We start from the raw sequence: 17,040 nt of genomic DNA on the forward strand, positions 1-17,040 counted from the left end.
CTCTTACCGAGGGGAAACACCATGGGATTCAATTGCGGCATCGTCGGCCTGCCCAACGTCGGCAAATCCACCCTGTTCAACGCCTTGACCAAGTCCGGTATTGCAGCGGAGAACTTCCCCTTCTGCACCATCGAGCCCAACAGCGGCATCGTGGCCATGCCTGACCCGCGCCTGGCGGCATTGGCGGCCATCGTCAACCCCAAGCGCATCCTGCCGACCACCATGGAATTCGTCGACATCGCCGGCCTGGTAGCCGGTGCCTCGAAGGGTGAAGGCCTGGGCAACAAGTTCCTTGCCAACATCCGTGAGACCGATGCCATCGCCCACGTAGTCCGCTGCTTTGAAGACGAGAACGTGATCCACGTCTCCAACAGCGTCGACCCCAAGCGCGACATCGAGATCATCGACTTGGAACTGATCTTCGCCGACCTCGACAGCTGCGAAAAGCAACTGCAGAAAGTCGCGCGTAACGCCAAGGGCGGCGACAAGGATGCGGTGGTCCAGAAAGGCCTGCTGGAGCAGTTGATCGCTCACTTCACCGAAGGCAAGCCTGCGCGCAGCCTGATGAAGAACATGAGCACCGACGAAAAAGCAGTGATCAAGGGCTTCCACCTGCTGACCACCAAGCCTGTGATGTACATCGCCAACGTCGCGGAAGACGGCTTCGAGAACAACCCGCTGCTGGACGTGGTCAAGGCCATCGCCGACGAAGAAGGTGCCATCGTGGTTCCGGTGTGCAACAAGATCGAAGCGGAAATCGCCGAGCTGGATGACGGCGAAGAAAAAGACATGTTCCTTGAGGCCCTGGGCCTGGAAGAGCCTGGCTTGAATCGTGTGATCCGCGCCGGTTACGAAATGCTGCACCTGCAGACCTACTTCACCGCCGGTGTCGAAGAGGTCCGCGCCTGGACCGTCAAGGTCGGCGCCACCGCGCCGCAGGCCGCTGGTGTGATTCACACCGACTTCGAGAAGGGCTTCATCCGCGCCGAAGTGATCGCGTACAACGATTTCATTCAGTACAAGGGTGAAGCCGGGGCCAAGGAAGCGGGTAAGTGGCGTTTGGAAGGTAAGGAATACATCGTGAAAGATGGCGATGTGATGCACTTCCGTTTCAACGTCTAGTTGTAGCTGGCATTGCAGGTGATTGCTTAGGGTTGCGAGACAATCCTTTAATCACCCCGCAAGCCCCGCTCGCTGCCGGGCTGCACAACCCAGAGACAAGCTGTAACCGCATCAACGATGCCCGGGGCCTCTACCATGAGGCCAAGCCTACCGGGGGACCCTGCATCTACACGGACCTCGGTAAACTCAAAATCCCCGTAATCACTTGCTGATACGGGGATTTTGTTTATTGGGATCGCGCCCCCCCTTCTCCATTGTGATCCGGACCCGACGCTCTACCTATCTGGGGATCAAGAAAGCCGATGGTCTTGAGCGGACCCGCATCCGTGAAACCTGGGTGCAAACCGCGATGCTCAACTACAGCTCCGGATATACCCAGGGGCCGATCGGCTTCGGGCTGGACGCCTCATTGTTCAGTGCTGTCAACCTGGAGCGAGGACATGGGCGTGTCGCCAATGGCGGCGATCGAGTGCTGGTTGATAGTGACGGCGATGCGGCGCCGACCTGGAGCCGATTGGGGGTCGGTGACCTGCGGTTGCGTTTTTCCAGGACTGAAATAAAGGCCGGGCGCTTGCTCACCGACAACCCTATTCTGCGCTACAAGGACAATCGCGCCCTGCCCTCAAGCTTTCAGGGTGTGGGACTGTTCATTAATGAAGCCGATTGGTTGTCATTGCAGGCTGGCAGCTTCGACCGGGCGATTCCACGCACCGGTACCGGCAGTGAGAAACTCACCACCACTTTCGGCAACAGGGCGTATTCGGGGTCGCGTATTCCTATCTCGGCGGGATGGCCAAGACCTCTTACGGCCTGGACGTCAGCCTCTACGCTTCGCGCTTCGAGGACATGTGGCAGCAGACCTATCTGGGAGTGACCCAATTGATCGGCGATCGACGTCAGATAGCGCTCAAGACCGCGCTGAATTACTACCATACCGAGGATCAAGGCCGGCAACGCCTGGGCTATATCGACAACGACGCCTTCAGCCTGGCCTTTACCGCGTCTCATGTGGCCCACAGCCTGACGCTCGCCTGGCAGCAGGTGTATAGCGACGAGTACTTCGACTATGTTTGGGAGTCCACGGGCAATTACATGGCCAACTCGTTGTACTCGGACTATAACGGGCCGAACGAGAAGTCCTGGCAACTGCGCTACGATCTGGATCTGGCGTCCTTAGGGGTGCCAGGCCTGACTACAAGCCTGTGGCACGCCAAGGGCTGGGACATCGACGGCACCCGGTACAGCGGCGATCGTAATGGACGCAATACCGGTTACAACGTTCGGGGACTGGACAATGCCAAACACGATGAAAACGGTTTAATGGTGGCGTATGTGGTGCAATCCGGCTCGCTGAAGAACGCGGTGTTTCGCACCATCGTCTACAACCATCGGGCCACAGGCGGGCAGATTGACGGCAGCTACGACGAGGTCCGCCTGGTGGCGAATCTGCCAGTATGGCCTTTTTGAGATGGGTTTTTTTGATGCCTGCTGTTTCAACGTGTAGGTATTAGCTGCGGTTTACGCCGCAAATAAAAGCCGATGCAATGCATCGGCTTTTTTGTGGGTGACCCTTTATGAATTTTCAAACTAAAGACTCAGCGAAAGCTTGAACAACTTCAGATCTTTCCTATCCACGTGTTCACCCACCGCAAATACCAACTAACAATCTAACTTATCCTACACAGACTGGACAAATTACGACAACGAGAGCAAGTGACAACACTTATAAAATTCGATCTACTGGAGTAAGCCTGCAATCCGTATCCCAATATTGATTATGGAGTAATCATTCGATGTCGGCGTTCGACCACATGGAAAATGAGACGGATATCTCCCTGATTGACGATCCAGATATTAAGAGCATGTTGAGCAGCACTGCTACGCTCAATATTGACATCTTGTTGTTGGGGGAAACCGGCACTGGCAAGGATACCTTGGCGCAGCGCATTCATCACCTCTCCGGCCGACGGGGTAACTTCATCGCCGTAAACTGTGCAGCTATCCCGGAAAGTCTCGCCGAAAGCCAATTGTTCGGTGTTAACAGCGGCGCTTATACCGGCGCGATGCAATCGCGGGCCGGCTATGTAGAGGCCGCCCATCTGGGCACCTTGTACCTTGATGAAATCGATAGCATGCCGCTGTCGCTCCAAGCCAAGCTGCTGCGAGTACTGGAGTCTCGAGGGGTCGAACGGCTGGGCTCGACCCGATTCATCGCGGTGGATATGCGTGTCATCGCTTCTGCACAGCAGTCCCTGCACGAGATGGTGGAACGAGGTGCCTTCCGACGGGATCTGTATTTTCGCCTGAACGTTGTCAATATTTGTCTTCCTCCTCTGCGGGAGCGGCGGGAACTTATCATTCCCTTGTTCCTGAGCATGATCAAACAAGAGGCACAGGCCTTCAACTGCCCGATGCTGACGCCAGCAGGCACGTTGTTGCAGCAACTGCTCTGCCACCGATGGCTGGGTAACGTTCGCGAACTTCGCTCAGCCGCCAAGCGCTTCGTTTTGGGCTTGACCCCGCTCCCTTCAAGCCATACGCCACAGGCAGAGACCCATTTGAAGGCACGCCTCCAACAGATCGAAAAAGTATTGATTGAGGAGTCGCTGCAGCGTCATGAACATAGCGTCGACAGTGCCGCGACAGAGTTGGGAGTCGCACTTCGCACGCTTTACTATCGAATGAAACAATTGAAAATACTCCCCCCTTGAAAGTAAGCGAAAATATTCAAGTTAAGCCCAAATCCCGTGCCCGCCCTTTCAAACAAAACTGAAACATTTACAAACAGGTACTTTGTAAAAAATCAGGAACGAACCTCGCAGCCTCAGCCACCTAGGATACGGGCAGACACAATCGCTCACAAACAGTGCAGACGCTGGATAAGCAACATCTGCACTTCATCCTATTTAATACGCAGGTGGCTTAAATGACTATTCCAAGCAATGATGCAGACACCAGAAGGTTGGCCGAAGCTGGAGCGCTGGCCAGGGCAGAACAAACTGACATTGCCATAGAAAAATTGAAAGATGGTGTCGCAGTCTCGAAAACGAACAGGGAGGTCGACTTCTCCGTCGCGCTCGCCAACACAGCAGGCAAAGTGACGTATCCGCGTTAAGCAATCCCGTCCTCCCCAGCCGACGCTGGGGAGAACACTGTCACTAACATCGCTGCATTAGACAGGCTCCAGGGAGTTTCCTATGTACATCAACGACGCAGAGCGCGTGCAAAAAAGATCCAGGGATGCTCAGGGTGAGTCGCCCGCTGCATTTAACGAGACCTCCGATATGAATTTCTTCAACGCGCAACTTGATTCTACCGCTGGGCACTACAAAAGAATCGCCCCCTCTATGCCCGATAACCTATTCAATCTGAGCGTTTCCGAGTCACCGTTCCGGCGCGTGAAAAGAGGGGTGGATGACAGGCTGCGGAACAAGCAGACCGAGGATTCCATGGCGCTGCCACACTCACTTGCTCTCGCAAACTTTGAAGTGGTGAGTCGAGTCAAAGTGCTCGGCACACTGGTGAAAGGCATTGATAAAATCTCCAACCTGGCATAGTCGCATGCATCGCTATCTCTCCATCACGCTCTTTTGCCTATCGACATTGATGCTCGCCGGCTGCGGTGAGCGTGTAGAACTCCATCGCCAGTTGTCCGAACAAGACGCCAACGAAGTCGTTGCTGAATTGGCGGACAAGAAGATCCGCGCCGAGAAGATTGCGGCAAAGGACGGCGTGGTTGTTCGCGTACGGGCAAACGACATCAGCCGAGCTGTTCGTACGCTGGAGGCCGTCGGTCTGCCCAAAGTAGGCCGCTCCACCTTAGGCGATATCTTTCGCAAGGAGGGGGTAATCTCCACCCCGCTGGAAGAAAGGGCGCGCTATATCTATGCACTGTCACAAGAGTTGGAGGCCACCCTGTCGAAGATCGATGGCGTGATCGTTGCGCGTGTCCATGTTGTGCTGCCTGAGCGCGTAGCGCCCGGAGAACCCGTACAACCGGCATCCGCCTCGGTGTTCATCAAGCATGATCCGCGACTGGACCCCGACAACATTCAACCCCGCGTGCGAAGGATGGTTGCCAGCAGCATCCCCGGTATGGCCTCAGCGATAGAAAACACGCAAAAACTGACCGTCGTTTTCGTGCCCGCTACCGCCTATCAGGAGAAGCAGCAACTCACCTACCTCGGGCCCTTCCTGGTACCGGAGCAGGATCTCGTGTTGTGGCGCACCAGTCTCATCGCGCCCTTTATCGCCTTCGCGCTGGGAGGCGCTGCATGGTTATTCTGGCGCCGACGGGCCACGTACAATCGGCCGTTAGAGCCTGCAATCACACCTTCCCATGAATAAGGACCTCATGTGGGTTCGATGGTGGGCTTTCCCATGGAAAAACGCGCACCGCGATTGGAGCATGCAGAACAACTTTGTGGAAACAGAGGTGCTTTCGCGCACTCATCATCAGCGGGTTAGCCTTCTGTTCGAGATCGAACCTGCACTTCCTCCCCGCCCTTGTGCCCCGATCTTTGAGCTGCTGCTGACCTGTAGTGCGCCACAACAAGACCTTGCCCTTTTGTTGGTCAAAGAAATAGACAACCCCAGCCGCGACAGCCGCTTGAACCGGGAACAGCACCTCTGGTGCCAGCGCCTGACCAAGGCGATGACACCAGAAGTGCTGTTACCGGTGAATGTTGACGACCCTTTGCATTACCTGCGCGCCTGGGTATCACCGGCCATCTGGCAGCGGTTGCGCTTGAGCTTTGCCCGCCAGCGGGTACTTGAACTGGAATCGCACCCCAGGTTGCCCAACCCCCACGGCCGCTTGGACACCATGTGGCAAGCCGCGCTCTGGCGCGCAACGTCAACCAACCTCAACGAAACCCAGCGCCTGCCCACCTGAGAAAACCCAGTATGTTTTGCCCCAAAAAAATCGAGTTGCACACCGTTAACGCGCAATTGCCGTCAGCTCTGATTCCTCGGGAAATGCTTGTCGACTTCACCCAGGCCCGCGAGTTGATCGAGCACGCCCAAGCCCAGGCACAATCGCTCATACAACAAGCTCAAGCCCAGTGTGAGCGTGTATTGGAAGAGGCAGGCCAACATTTCTGGCAACGCGCCACCCCACTTCTGCAGCGCTGGGAGTCGGAACGCCAGGCGATGCATGAAGGCCTGGAACAGGTCGCCACCTCAGTGATCAACCGCACCATTCGCAGTCTCCTGGATGAGACCCCGCCCCCGCAACGCGTCAGGGCTCTACTCAACCAACTGCTGGCGGCTCAACTGCCGCCCGTCAACGCGACCCTGCTGTGCCATCCACAGGACCGAGAAGCCGTCGAACAATGGCTCGCTCGTTTGATTGATGTGCCTTGGACACTTCGGGTCGCGAACGAAGTCAGCACCCAGTCATTGCTGCTCGAAACACAAGACGGCGGCTTTCATATCAATTGGGTCGATGCTCTGGACCATCTGATAGCCCCCAAGTGACTCACGGTGCCAATGAGCGCTGTTTTTAAAAGAATTCCCAAGCTGATGGAACCTGTTACACATCAGCGGCCACACATGAGGTAGCAACCTACCGGAGATAACCCATGATTGGTGACGACCGCCTGCTTCCAAAGCTCTATAGGGGGCTGGCCCAGGGTGAAAAAGACCTCAGGAAAATTGGAACTGACGCTCAAGACATGCAGGACATCGAAGAGTTGGGAATGCTGTTCACCGAGATGACCCAGCAATCACTCGACCTAAGCAGAAAAATGTCGATGGCGTCAGTCTTGCACGGCTTCGAAAACGAGACTTTCAACTATGTCCTCGCAAACAGCTCCTAGCGATTGGCGCCTAACCTTGCTTGATTGCTTGAATGGCCAGCAATCGGAAGCAAGGCTTTATGAAAACGACGACGAACTGAGCCTGCATTGCCATGAATATCATCTGCTGCTGCGTATTCAACTGACTCGCCCAGGTCTCACAACTTACCCGTTGCAGGCCTGGCAACGTCTAGGAGAAGCCAGCCTGGCGCATTTCAAGGGCGCACTGGCTCTTTGTCCTGGGACAGGCGATCTCTGGCTGGTGCTGGGCCTGCCCCGCAGCTGCAGTCAGGATCAACTGCTGAACGCTGTCGAAGCACTTCTCAACCAGCGAGACACCTGGCGCAGTGTCATTGCTCGCCAGGCGAGTTCTGGCAGCAAGTTCCAACCCACCGTGTTACGCAAGCACTGCACTGCACTGAAATAGAGAACCTGTCATGTCCAACAAAAAACACAAGCACACAGGCTTGCGTACAAGCTCGACCGTAACTTTTACAGCGCGCGCGCCTTGGTACAGCCTGATTGCGCTGCCTTTGCTGCTGTTACCGCAGCAGAGTAGCCTTGCCGCCATCCCCCCCGAATGGAAAAACACCGCCTACGCCTACGAGGCCGAACACAAACCGCTACGCGAAGTACTCGAAGACTTCGCCCAGACCTTTGGTACGCAACTGCAAATCGAGGGCCTGCTGGAAGGCGACGTAAACGGCAAGATCCGCGCGAATACCCCGCAGTCCATGCTGGACAGGCTGGGCGTTGAACACCGCTTTCAGTGGTATCTCTACAACAACACACTATTCGTCAGTACGCTGGACCAGCAAGAGTCCGCGCGACTGGAAGTCTCGTCGGAGACGATTGCCGACCTCAAGCAGGCGCTGACCGATATCGGCCTGCTCGACAGCCGTTTCGGTTGGGGCGAGTTGCCGGAAGACGGTGTGGTACTGGTCTCCGGCCCCAAGCGTTATATCGAACAGATCAAGCAGTTCAGCAGCCAACGCCGCTCGCCGGATGAAAAACAGAGCGTGCTGAGTTACCCGTTGAAGTTTGCCAATGCGGCGGACCGCCATGTGGACTATCGCGGCGAGAAGCTCACCGTCCCCGGCGTAGCTACCATTTTGCGGCAGCTGCTGGAACCTCGCTCCACCTCGTCGCTCTCTGCACTGAACCAACGCCCCACCGTCCCACCGGCTCCACTCACGCCAAACCTGCCCCGGTTGGGCAACCCGCTGCTGGGCCAGATGCTCGGTTCCAATGGCAATCCAGGACAGTTGGACACGGGCCCGACGATGACCCCACGCGCCCCGGTGTCCAACAGCCGAATACGCGTCGAAGCCGATGTGCGCAATAACGCGGTGCTGATCTATGACTTGCCGGAACGCCAGGCCATGTACCGCGAGCTGATCACCCAGCTTGACGTTGCGCGCAAACTGATCGAAATCGATGCGATCATTCTCGATATCGAGCGCACGCAATTGCGCGAATTCGGGGTGAAATGGGGCTTCCAGAACAGCCGCTTCCGGGGCCCCGTCAACATGGCACCCGGCACCTCGTCGCAGGTGTCGATTGGAAGCCGTGACCGTTTCAACGCCGATATCCGCGCACTGGAAGCCAAGGGGCTGGCGACCATGGTCTCGAACCCTTCGGTGCTCACCCTGGAAAACCAGCCGGCGGTGATCGACTTCAACCGCACCCAATACCTCACGCCCGGCCGCGAAAACGCAACTATTTTGCCGGTCACCGTGGGCACCAGCTTTCAAGTCGTGCCCAGGGTTACCACCAGCCGCGGCGTTCATCAGATCCATTTGGCAGTGGATATAGAGGACGGTAATTTCGACGAGAGCAACCCCAACCCGAACCCGAACCACCTTGATGTACGCCGAGGCAAGGTCAGCACCCAAGCGGTGATGGAGGAAAAACGTTCGCTGGTCGTCGGCGGCTTTCATGTCACGCAAAGTACCGACAAACAAAACAAAATCCCCCTGCTGGGGAATATTCCGCTGTTGGGCAAATTGCTGTTTTCCTCGACCGAGCGCCAGAACAATCGGCGTGAGCGCTTGTTCATCCTTACACCACGGGTCATCGGCGACCAGGACGACCCGTCGCGCTACTTGCCGCAAGCCGACCAAGCCGAATTGCAAGCCGCGCTCACGCCGCTGGCCAGGCGCTATTCGCCTCACGCGCCGGTGATCAAGCGCAGTGACATCATCAGCACCCTGGCACGCCTGGTCAGTGGGGAAGTGCCCAAGGCTTTCAAAGCGGCGCCGATGCCGCTGGGGCTCAACACCTTGTGCAGCACCCGTGACTTGCTGGCATTGAATACCGAGCGCAGCCAATGGTTCGCCGGCCCCGAGTACAACGTAGCGGTCGTGGTGCTGCGCAACCAGTTCAAACGCAATGTACGTATCGACGAAAAGGAATGCAGCAATTCGCAGACCCTGGCGGTCACCGTGTGGCCGCGCGCCTGGCTCAAGCCGGGTGAAGAGGCCGAAGTCTTTATCGCCATGCGTCCCGTCGTGAAGGACGAACACCTCAGCGCGCCGCGCCCTTCCTTGATCACTCCCGCCCAGAAGGCTACGCCATGAAACTCAGACTCTTGTGCATGACCCTGATCGGCGCAGCGGTGCTCCTCACCGGCTGTACTCCCACCTGCAAGGGTGATTCGTGCTCGCGCCCGCAATCGTCCAAGGACAAGATGGTGATCTGGTGGCCGCCGCAGATGCGCGTCGAGCCCGGCCCCGCCGGCGAGCGGGCGGATTACCAGACGGTCTCGCTGGAACGGTGAAGCCTCAACCTATGTCCGATCAACGCCAGGAATTCCTGGACGCCCTGGTGAGCGGCGCTGCCGCTCACCTGTCCCTGGCGCCCGGCATCAAGGTCTGCGCGTTGCAAGCAGGAAACCGACCGGGACTGGCCCTGCAAGTGGCTCGCGAAGCTGTGCAGCCCGGGCAGTTGCAGCGCATATTGGAACGCCGCTTCGAGCAGGCACTGGCATTCGATGGTTGTTTTGTCTACCTCAACGCCCAGCACGCTCTGGTGATCTGGCATGCCATGCCGGCTAACAACGCTGAACTCGACAGGATCCTCAGCCGGATGCTGTCGCTGGCCAATCTGCACGCCCTGGACTCGCCGCCAAGCCGCTGATCAACGCTGCTCAAGCTCAGGCAGCTCCAGGGTTTCGCGCCTGGCCTCATCATCCAGCTCACGCAGGGTGCGGTAGATGAGTGCCACGGCCTGCAAGGTTTCGCGGGGAATGCTTGCCCCCAGCTTCTTCGTGTAGAGCGTGCGGGCCAGCCATACGCACTGGATCACCGGCACGTCGGCCGCCTTGGCGCGCTGGATCAACTTGCGTGCTTCGTCATCCGTGCCCTTGCTGACCAGCAATGGCAGCGGCGTTTTACCCGGGCGGTAATACAGGGCGACAGCAAAGTGCGTCGGGTTGACCACCAGCATGTCGGACTCTTCCAGCTTGGGTAGCTTGACCTTGGGTTCTTCCTGGGCCAGCTGATATGCCAGCGAGCGCCGCTGGCCTTTGACATGGGGGTCGCCTTCCATGTCCTTGTACTCTTTGATGACCTCCACCTGGGTCATGCGCATGCGCTTGGCGAAAAAGTGCTTCGCCATGACCAGGTCGATGAGGGCCAGCACCAAGAGCATGCCGAGGCACACATGCAGCAGGTGACGGAACAGCGCAATCAGCGCCAGGATGTAACTTTGCAAATCGCTGGTGGCCAGGTTGATCAGCGTGCCCAATGAGGGCCAGATCACTGCATACAGAATCAACGCGATAAGACAGGCTTTCACGATGCTCATCAGCAGGTTCATCAATTGCTGGGCGGAGAACATTTGCTTGATCTGACTGATCGGGTTGAGGCGATTGAAGTCCAGCTTCAAGGTCTCGGGTGCAAACAGCATCCCGAACTGCATCCAACTGCTGATCAGCTTGGCGGCAATTGCCACCCCGGCCATCAGCAAAGCGAATGAAAAAAACACCACCACCCCTTCAAACAGCACCTCCTCCAACGCTCGCGCAAAAGGCTGAGTCAAGCGTGACATTGGCAGCAGCATCAATTGCTGGAAGCGCTGCAGGCTCGTCTCGGCAGTGAACAAGGCAATCTCGCTGATAGCCGTCAACGCCAGCAGCTTTGCCACGTCCTGGCTTTGCGCGACCTGGCCTTTCTTGCGTTGGTCACGCAGTTTTTTGGCTGACGCCGGGTGCTTTTTTTCGCCGGAATCACTCATGGGAGCGTGACCTTGATTAACTGTCCCAGCGAATGTTTGAGATCGCCCAGCAGCCCCATTCGTCCAACGATCAGGTCCTGCAACAGCGCAAAATAGAGCAACAGGATACCGATACCCGCCAGGCATTTGACCGGTGGTGCCAACGTGCTCACCTGCAATTGCTGACTGTAGACCCCCAGCAACGCGATGCCGAACTCCAGCAACAGCAACACCGCGATAAAGGGTGCCGCATAAAGCATCATGTGCGTGAAGGTGTCGCCCAGCAGGCCGAGGAACACGTCCATGCCATTCGCAGCCGGGAGCGGAAACCACACGGTGGGTGGCCAGATCAGGTAACTGTCCCAGATGACTTGGGTTAACGTTCCCAACCCGAGGCTCACCATCAGCAGGAAAATCGCCAGCTGCTTGAACAAGTGCCCGATCGGCGTCGCGTCCGGCCCCAGCGACGGGTTGAGCTGACCACCGGCCAGGGCGCCGCGCTGGTTGTCCAGCAGCGCCCCCACTGACTCGAACATCCAGAACGGCATTGCCAGCAGAACCCCCAGCAAAATGCCCAGGAACACCTCTTTGAGCATCAGCGCACCCAGTAGCATGGCCGAGTAGTCCTGGCCCGCCAACGCGGCATGAATGCCCGGCGCAGGTATCAGCGCCATGACCATCACCAGGGTATGGCGCGGCATGCCACGTATGTGTTGAAAACAGAACGCTGCCACCAGTATGCCGCAGGGGTAGATGCGCGCCATGCCGATCACCAGGCTGGGCAGATACTCGAGATAAAGCAACAAGGGCAGGGCCTCAGTTCAGGGCCGAGCGGCCGATCATGTCGAACGTCAGGTTGATCAGTTGGATCAACTCCACACCAATCCAGCGGCCCGTCATGATCAGCGTGATGCCCACCGCCACCAACTTGATACCAAAGGGCAGCGTCTGATCCTGTATCTGCATCAACGCCTGCACCAAAGACGTCAGCACCCCGACCACCACCGCCACGATCAACGGCGGAGCCGACAGCACGACCACCAGCAACATGCCCTGTTTGAACAGCACGATCGGTTCCATAGGCCACTCAAAGATAGGAAAGGAACAGGCTGTCGAGCAGTCGCGACCAACCGGACACCAGCACGAACAACAGTAATTTGAGCGGCAGGGAGATCGTCATCGGCGAGACCATTTGCATGCCCAGCGCCAGCAACAGGTTGGAGACGATAAGGTCGATAACGATGAAAGGAATGTAGATCAGGAAACCAATCTCGAACCCAGCCTGCAGTTGCGACAGCACAAAAGCCGGGATCAGCAGGATCAGGTCCTCGCGCTGCACCTCCTGCGCCATTTGCGCGGGCCACAGGCGTGCGGTGTTCTCCAGCAGGTGCGTCAGCACATCCGGGTCGATATTGCGCAGCATGAAGGCGCGTAGCGGTTTGATCGCCTCATTGCCTGTCTGCAAGAACATTTGCACGTTGCTCAAGTCCACAGGTGAGGCTTTGACGTTCTCGGCGATCTCATACCCCACCGGGGCCATGATAAACAGCGTGGCTGCCAACGCGATGCCATTGATGGCCATGCTCGGCGGCACCTGCTGCACACCGATGGCGTTGCGGGTGATCATCAGCACAATGACGATCTTCAGGAACGCGGTGCAGACGATCAACAGCATGGGCATCAACGACAGTGCCGCCAGAAATACCGCCAGGACTAAGGGGTCCAACCCCTGGAGTATCATCGTCCGAACATCACGCGGGATAACTGCAAGCCAAGGCGCCCGTCGACTTCCACCAACTGGCCCTGGCCAATCGGCCGGTCACCGTAATAGAGGCCAGCCATGCCCGGCGCGTAGCCGGCAATGCCCAGCACCGCACCGGGCGCGAGGTTGCGCAACTCGCCAAGAGTCAGATTGAGTGTGCCGCAGCGCACGTTCAACGCCATGCTCAGTTCATCGAACGGCTCATGGCCGAATACATCTACCACGGGCTCGTCCTCTTCATCCCCGGCGTAATGGGGTGCTATGAATTCTTCGTCCACAGAGGCGTCCTCGATTGAAGTAAGGGTCAGGCACAACGGCCCGCTGTCATCGTCAATGCACCCGTGCAGTCGCCGGGTGCCAACGTGTAGATGGCCATCGCCCTGGGCGCGGAAAAAAGCCTGCTCCAGCACCAACACATCACCGGGCCGCAGGCTGCGGGCTTGCGCGATCGGTAATTGCACGCGCCCAAGGATCACCGCAATGGCCAATGGAAAAGACGCCGGCAGAGGCCCGGCCGTGGCACGCCAGGGTCCGGCGTCGCACAACGTCAGGAAGCTCTCGGGGGTCAGCCACACATAGCCCTCGACCCGGGATTGACCCAGGATCACGCTGAGTCGGCAGCCAAACGCCTTGGGTCGGGGGGCCTCCAGTAATCGCACATAGCCCAGCAGCGCTCTCACTTGAGGGCTCAGGTGATGCTGGAACAGCGCCCAGAACCAGGAATCCGGATCGTTGCCGGACCGGGCTAATGTCACTGGGCATTCGCCCAACAGGCTGAGCAACGGTCCTGCCTCAGCAAGCGCCAGCACGCCGCACACGGTTTCAAAGCACACAGCCTCACCCGCTGCGGGAGCACAGCCCGGTTCGAGCCGTAATTCGCCACGCTGCTCGGCCACCTGAAACGCCAGGCAAAGACCGCGCCCCAGTCGACGACGCGCGGCAACCGTGGCGCCCTTGACCACAGGCAAGCTCAGCAGCGGCATTATCATGCGCGACCGACAGTGGGCAGGTGCAGGCTGACCGGCTGGCCCAGCGCCATCGCGAGCCGGTCTTCACAGGGTTGCCGCACGCCGCTGAGCCAGCGTGCGGTCGCATCCTCTTGCGCTTCAAGGTCGACGCTCCAGGCGTCCTGCTCGCGGCGCACGCGGGCGTTGATCCGCCCCAGGCGAGGCAGGTACAACACGGCCTGAAGCGGCCACTGCGAGACTGCTTGAATACGAGGCGCCAGTTGTTCGGCGAGCGCCTGGATCATGGCAACACTGCCCAACTCCTTCGTGCCCGAAGGCGAAGCGTGCGCACCGGAGCCATCACCGTCATCGGTCAACAGCATGGCGAATAACCGCGTCAATTCCGCTGGCACCATGCCAGCCGTTCCCGACTCACGGTCCTCTCGTGTTTCACGCAGGCGTGGACGCTCAGCGGGCTTATCGCAAACCTGTTTCATGTCGGCTCCTGCGCCAGTAAAAGGGACAACTCGTTAAGTTTTTCCACCTGACGCAGGCATTCGCTGACTTGTTTCTGGGCGCTACCGACGCGGGTCTGCTTTTCTTCCCGCTGCCCCTTCAATGCCTCCAACTGGCCCATTTCGCGCTGGGTGTTGGCAGACAACGAACGCTCCTGTGTTCCCCACGATTTCAGCGCCTGCAGGGTCAGCACTTGCCCCTGGTGCCGGCTGAGCAACTGCGCACTTTGCAAGGCCTCCTCCTGCCGGGTTTGCTCAAGTGCATCCTGCGCCTGCCGGATATGCGCAAGCAGGGCCTGCTCTGCCCGCTTCGCTTCACGCAGCGCACGCTCGGCCCGGTCGGCCCGGTGCCGGCGCAGGCGCCGCAGCGTCTCCACTTCACCGAGCAGTACGTCAGAATGGGACATTGGCTGTCAGCTCCTTGAGGTGTTCCAGCGTGGCCGTCATCGGCGTGGGCTCACGCAAGTCCTGGCGCAAAAAACCATCGACGGCCTGGCGACTGTCCACGGCCAGGTCGGTCAGCGCATCGCTGCCAGGCTGGTATTCCCCCAGCTTGAGCATCAGCTCTATCTGCTGATAAGCCGACAGCAACCGTCGCAACGCCGTACCGGCCTGGATATCCGCTGGCTCGGCGACGTTGCTCAAGATCCGCGACAGGCTCGCCAGCACATCGACTGCCGGGTAGTGCCCACGCTCGGCCAACTTACGGGACAGCACGATATGGCCGTCGAGCAGCGAGCGCACCTCGTCGGCCACCGGGTCGTTCATGGAGTCTTGCTCGATCAGCACGGTATAGATCGCCGTAATCACACCCTCGCGGGTCAACCCGGCGCGCTCTACCAGCCGCGGCAACAGGCTGTACACCGAAGGCGGCAGGCCGCCGCGGCCCAGGGGTTCGCCAGCAGCCAGGCCGATTTCACGCTGGGCCCTGGCGAAACGGGTCAGGGAGTCAATCAGCAGCAATACCCGTTTGCCCTTGCGCCGAAAACCTTCAGCCAGGGCGGTGGCCGTGAAGGCTGCGCGCGCCCGCTCCATGCTGGAGCGATCGGACGTTGCGCACACCAGGACCGCTTTGGAGCGCAGTTGGTCGTCGAGCTCATGATCGAGAAACTCGCGCAGTTCGCGGCCCCGCTCGCCGATAAGGCCAAATACGATGACGTCACACTCAACGTTACGGGCGATCTCGGCCAGCAGGGTGGTCTTGCCGCAGCCGGCCCCGGCGAACAGGCCCACGCGCTGGCCTTCGCCCAGCGTCAGCAAGCCGTCGATCGAGCGAACCCCGGTGGCGAGCGCGCGGTTGATGCGTGGTCGCTCGGTGGGTAAAGGCGCCTCGCACAACACCGCGCTGGCGTCCGGCACATCCGCCTCGACAAACGCACTGGGGCCTTCCCCCGTGATCGGCCGCCCGAAACCATCCAGCACCTGGCCCAGCAATGCCTCGCTGACGTGCACCCGATGCGAGACCCCAAGACGCTCCACGCCGGCACCGACCTGCACCCCTTCCAGGTTGCCCAGCGCACTGAGCACGGCGTCCTGCTGATCGAAACCGATGATCTCGGCCAGCATGTAGTCGCCCGGTTTTTTCTCCACTTGGCATAAATCGCCGATACGTGCCTGGGGCAGCCGGCACTGCAGCAACATGCCATTCACGCGCTGGATTCGACCGCGCATCGTCACGGGCGCAAAGGCGGCCAAAGACTGGGTCTGGCGCTGCTGCCAGGCGTCGAGGCGCGCTTGCAGTTCGGCGTTCACCAGCGCACCTCGAAACGCTGTACGCCATCGAACACAACTTTGCTGTTGTCGATCAGCACCAGGCGCAGGCCGTCCACTTCATCCCCGACAAAAAGCCGGCTGCCCTGCTCCAGCACCACATGACCATTCGGCCCGCCCACAATTTGCACAATCTTGAACGGCAACACCCCATCGCGTACGCGCACACGGCTGATCACCGGCACCGCGCTATCGAACTGCTCGCCAAAACGGTTGAGCATGCGCGCGACAAGCTCCACTTCATCCTGCGAGACGTCCCCGCTGAGCGCGACCTGCCCATTGATCACTTGCAGACTCACGCGCTGGCTCAACTCACGTTCGCCGAGCATCTTCAACAACTGCTGGCGTACCTCAAACGGTGAGGCCAGTTCATGCTTCTGTGCCACGGGCGGCATCAAGGAGGCCTGGGCTTCAGGCTCCCCGGTGGAGGCCATGCCCACCAGAACGAAGATGACCGTGACCACCAGAACCAGGCTGATCAGCCGCTTCTGCTGCGACTGCGAGATGGTCGAGAGCTTGAGCACCCGCGCCGGCTCGTTGGCCTGCGGCGGCAGCGACGCTGCAGGGGCCGGCGCCTGGGGCCAGGGTTCATCGGCCAAGGTGACGCACAGCCGCACGCTCCCTACCGAAAAGGTGACGTTCAGTGCCAGGTGCGCGATCTGTGCCAATGTCTGGCCATTGGCATCCTGCAACAACCCCGCCTCGGCCTGCACCGACCAGTTCGATTCGATAAGTCGCAGCCGCGCATGCCGCTCGGCGATGCCTGGATCGGTCAGCACCAAGTCAGCATCGGCGCCGGCACCGATGCTCCACTGATCGCCAAACAATGGCAGCGCAGCGCCCTGATGGCGCCCATCAAGCACTCGCAACTCGAACATCATCGAGCCCTGCGCGCCGGACATGACCAGCCC

The 17,040-nt window shown here is 59.1% G+C and carries 21 protein-coding genes and 1 pseudogene; 13 read left to right on the plus strand and 9 right to left on the minus strand.

Annotated features, from left to right (window positions below; all coding sequences use genetic code 11):
• The first annotated feature begins 21 nt into the window (after positions 1–21).
• The 13 genes and pseudogenes from ychF (at position 22) to KVG91_RS01890 (ending at position 10,058) form a co-directional block, all read left to right on the plus strand.
• Positions 22–1,122: a redox-regulated ATPase YchF gene (gene ychF / locus KVG91_RS01830; protein WP_057725888.1), complete on the plus strand. Its 1,101-nt coding sequence runs from the start codon at positions 22–24 to the stop codon at positions 1,120–1,122.
• 265 nt (positions 1,123–1,387) lie between these two features.
• Positions 1,388–2,589: pseudogene (locus KVG91_RS27865) on the plus strand (OprD family outer membrane porin); the annotation flags it as partial.
• A 326-nt stretch (positions 2,590–2,915) separates the two neighbouring features.
• On the plus strand, positions 2,916–3,833 hold the full coding sequence (locus KVG91_RS01840; RefSeq protein WP_169377489.1) for a sigma 54-interacting transcriptional regulator: 918 nt from the start codon (positions 2,916–2,918) through the stop codon (positions 3,831–3,833).
• 215 nt (positions 3,834–4,048) lie between these two features.
• Positions 4,049–4,237: a hypothetical protein gene (locus tag KVG91_RS01845; RefSeq protein ID WP_169377490.1), complete on the plus strand. Its 189-nt coding sequence runs from the start codon at positions 4,049–4,051 to the stop codon at positions 4,235–4,237.
• A gap of 82 nt (positions 4,238–4,319) precedes the next feature.
• Positions 4,320–4,679 carry a hypothetical protein gene (locus KVG91_RS01850; RefSeq protein WP_169377491.1) on the plus strand — a complete coding sequence of 120 codons (360 nt, stop codon included), beginning with the start codon at positions 4,320–4,322 and terminating at the stop codon, positions 4,677–4,679.
• Between the two features lie 4 nt (positions 4,680–4,683).
• Positions 4,684–5,469: a type III secretion system inner membrane ring lipoprotein SctJ gene (gene sctJ / locus KVG91_RS01855; protein ID WP_169377492.1), complete on the plus strand. Its 786-nt coding sequence runs from the start codon at positions 4,684–4,686 to the stop codon at positions 5,467–5,469.
• Positions 5,462–6,016 (plus strand): type III secretion protein, encoded by a 555-nt coding sequence (locus KVG91_RS01860; protein WP_225926938.1) that lies wholly within the window; start codon positions 5,462–5,464, stop codon positions 6,014–6,016. Before sctJ ends, KVG91_RS01860 begins: the two co-directional genes overlap by 8 nt.
• Positions 6,017–6,027: 11 nt before the next feature.
• Positions 6,028–6,600 carry a type III secretion system stator protein SctL gene (sctL, locus tag KVG91_RS01865; protein WP_169377493.1) on the plus strand — a complete coding sequence of 191 codons (573 nt, stop codon included), beginning with the start codon at positions 6,028–6,030 and terminating at the stop codon, positions 6,598–6,600.
• A gap of 104 nt (positions 6,601–6,704) precedes the next feature.
• Positions 6,705–6,941, plus strand: a complete 237-nt coding sequence (locus KVG91_RS01870; protein ID WP_169377494.1) for a hypothetical protein — start codon at positions 6,705–6,707, stop codon at positions 6,939–6,941.
• Positions 6,919–7,347 (plus strand): type III secretion protein, encoded by a 429-nt coding sequence (locus tag KVG91_RS01875; RefSeq protein ID WP_169377495.1) that lies wholly within the window; start codon positions 6,919–6,921, stop codon positions 7,345–7,347. Before KVG91_RS01870 ends, KVG91_RS01875 begins: the two co-directional genes overlap by 23 nt.
• Before the next feature lie 10 nt (positions 7,348–7,357).
• Positions 7,358–9,499: a type III secretion system outer membrane ring subunit SctC gene (sctC, locus tag KVG91_RS01880; protein WP_169377496.1), complete on the plus strand. Its 2,142-nt coding sequence runs from the start codon at positions 7,358–7,360 to the stop codon at positions 9,497–9,499.
• On the plus strand, positions 9,496–9,699 hold the full coding sequence (gene hrpT / locus KVG91_RS01885; RefSeq protein WP_169377497.1) for an HrpT family type III secretion system protein: 204 nt from the start codon (positions 9,496–9,498) through the stop codon (positions 9,697–9,699). Before sctC ends, hrpT begins: the two co-directional genes overlap by 4 nt.
• Before the next feature lie 11 nt (positions 9,700–9,710).
• Entirely contained in the window at positions 9,711–10,058 is a 348-nt protein-coding gene (locus KVG91_RS01890; RefSeq protein ID WP_169377498.1) for a transcriptional regulator, read from the plus strand.
• Here the strand turns inward: KVG91_RS01890 and sctU are convergent, their stop codons facing one another.
• The 9 genes from sctU to KVG91_RS01935 are packed head-to-tail and all read right to left on the minus strand — an operon-like array spanning position 10,059 to position 17,007.
• Positions 10,059–11,156 carry a type III secretion system export apparatus subunit SctU gene (sctU, locus tag KVG91_RS01895; protein ID WP_169377499.1) on the minus strand — a complete coding sequence of 366 codons (1,098 nt, stop codon included), beginning with the start codon at positions 11,154–11,156 and terminating at the stop codon, positions 10,059–10,061.
• A complete protein-coding gene (gene sctT / locus KVG91_RS01900) occupies positions 11,153–11,941 on the minus strand; it encodes a type III secretion system export apparatus subunit SctT (protein ID WP_169377500.1) in 789 nt (262 codons plus the stop codon). Before sctT ends, sctU begins: the two co-directional genes overlap by 4 nt.
• 10 nt (positions 11,942–11,951) lie before the next feature.
• On the minus strand, positions 11,952–12,215 hold the full coding sequence (gene sctS / locus KVG91_RS01905) for a type III secretion system export apparatus subunit SctS (protein WP_169377501.1): 264 nt from the start codon (positions 12,213–12,215) through the stop codon (positions 11,952–11,954).
• Between the two features lie 7 nt (positions 12,216–12,222).
• The gene (gene sctR / locus KVG91_RS01910) at positions 12,223–12,876 is read right to left on the minus strand and encodes a type III secretion system export apparatus subunit SctR (RefSeq protein WP_169377502.1); all 654 of its coding nucleotides are present in this window, start codon (positions 12,874–12,876) and stop codon (positions 12,223–12,225) included.
• Entirely contained in the window at positions 12,873–13,886 is a 1,014-nt protein-coding gene (locus KVG91_RS01915; protein ID WP_169377503.1) for a FliM/FliN family flagellar motor switch protein, read from the minus strand. The genes sctR and KVG91_RS01915 overlap by 4 nt, the downstream gene beginning before the upstream one ends.
• Entirely contained in the window at positions 13,883–14,341 is a 459-nt protein-coding gene (locus KVG91_RS01920; RefSeq protein ID WP_169377504.1) for a type III secretion system HrpP C-terminal domain-containing protein, read from the minus strand. Before KVG91_RS01920 ends, KVG91_RS01915 begins: the two co-directional genes overlap by 4 nt.
• Positions 14,338–14,766, minus strand: coding sequence for a type III secretion system stalk subunit SctO (gene sctO / locus KVG91_RS01925; protein ID WP_169377505.1), 429 nt, complete (start codon positions 14,764–14,766; stop codon positions 14,338–14,340). Before sctO ends, KVG91_RS01920 begins: the two co-directional genes overlap by 4 nt.
• Positions 14,753–16,111: a FliI/YscN family ATPase gene (locus KVG91_RS01930; RefSeq protein WP_169377506.1), complete on the minus strand. Its 1,359-nt coding sequence runs from the start codon at positions 16,109–16,111 to the stop codon at positions 14,753–14,755. The genes sctO and KVG91_RS01930 overlap by 14 nt, the downstream gene beginning before the upstream one ends.
• Positions 16,108–17,007, minus strand: coding sequence for an FHA domain-containing protein (locus KVG91_RS01935; RefSeq protein WP_169377527.1), 900 nt, complete (start codon positions 17,005–17,007; stop codon positions 16,108–16,110). The genes KVG91_RS01930 and KVG91_RS01935 overlap by 4 nt, the downstream gene beginning before the upstream one ends.
• Between the last annotated feature and the right edge of the window lie 33 nt (positions 17,008–17,040).

Source organism: Pseudomonas azadiae (genome assembly GCF_019145355.1).
GTDB classification, from domain to species: domain Bacteria; phylum Pseudomonadota; class Gammaproteobacteria; order Pseudomonadales; family Pseudomonadaceae; genus Aquipseudomonas; species Aquipseudomonas azadiae.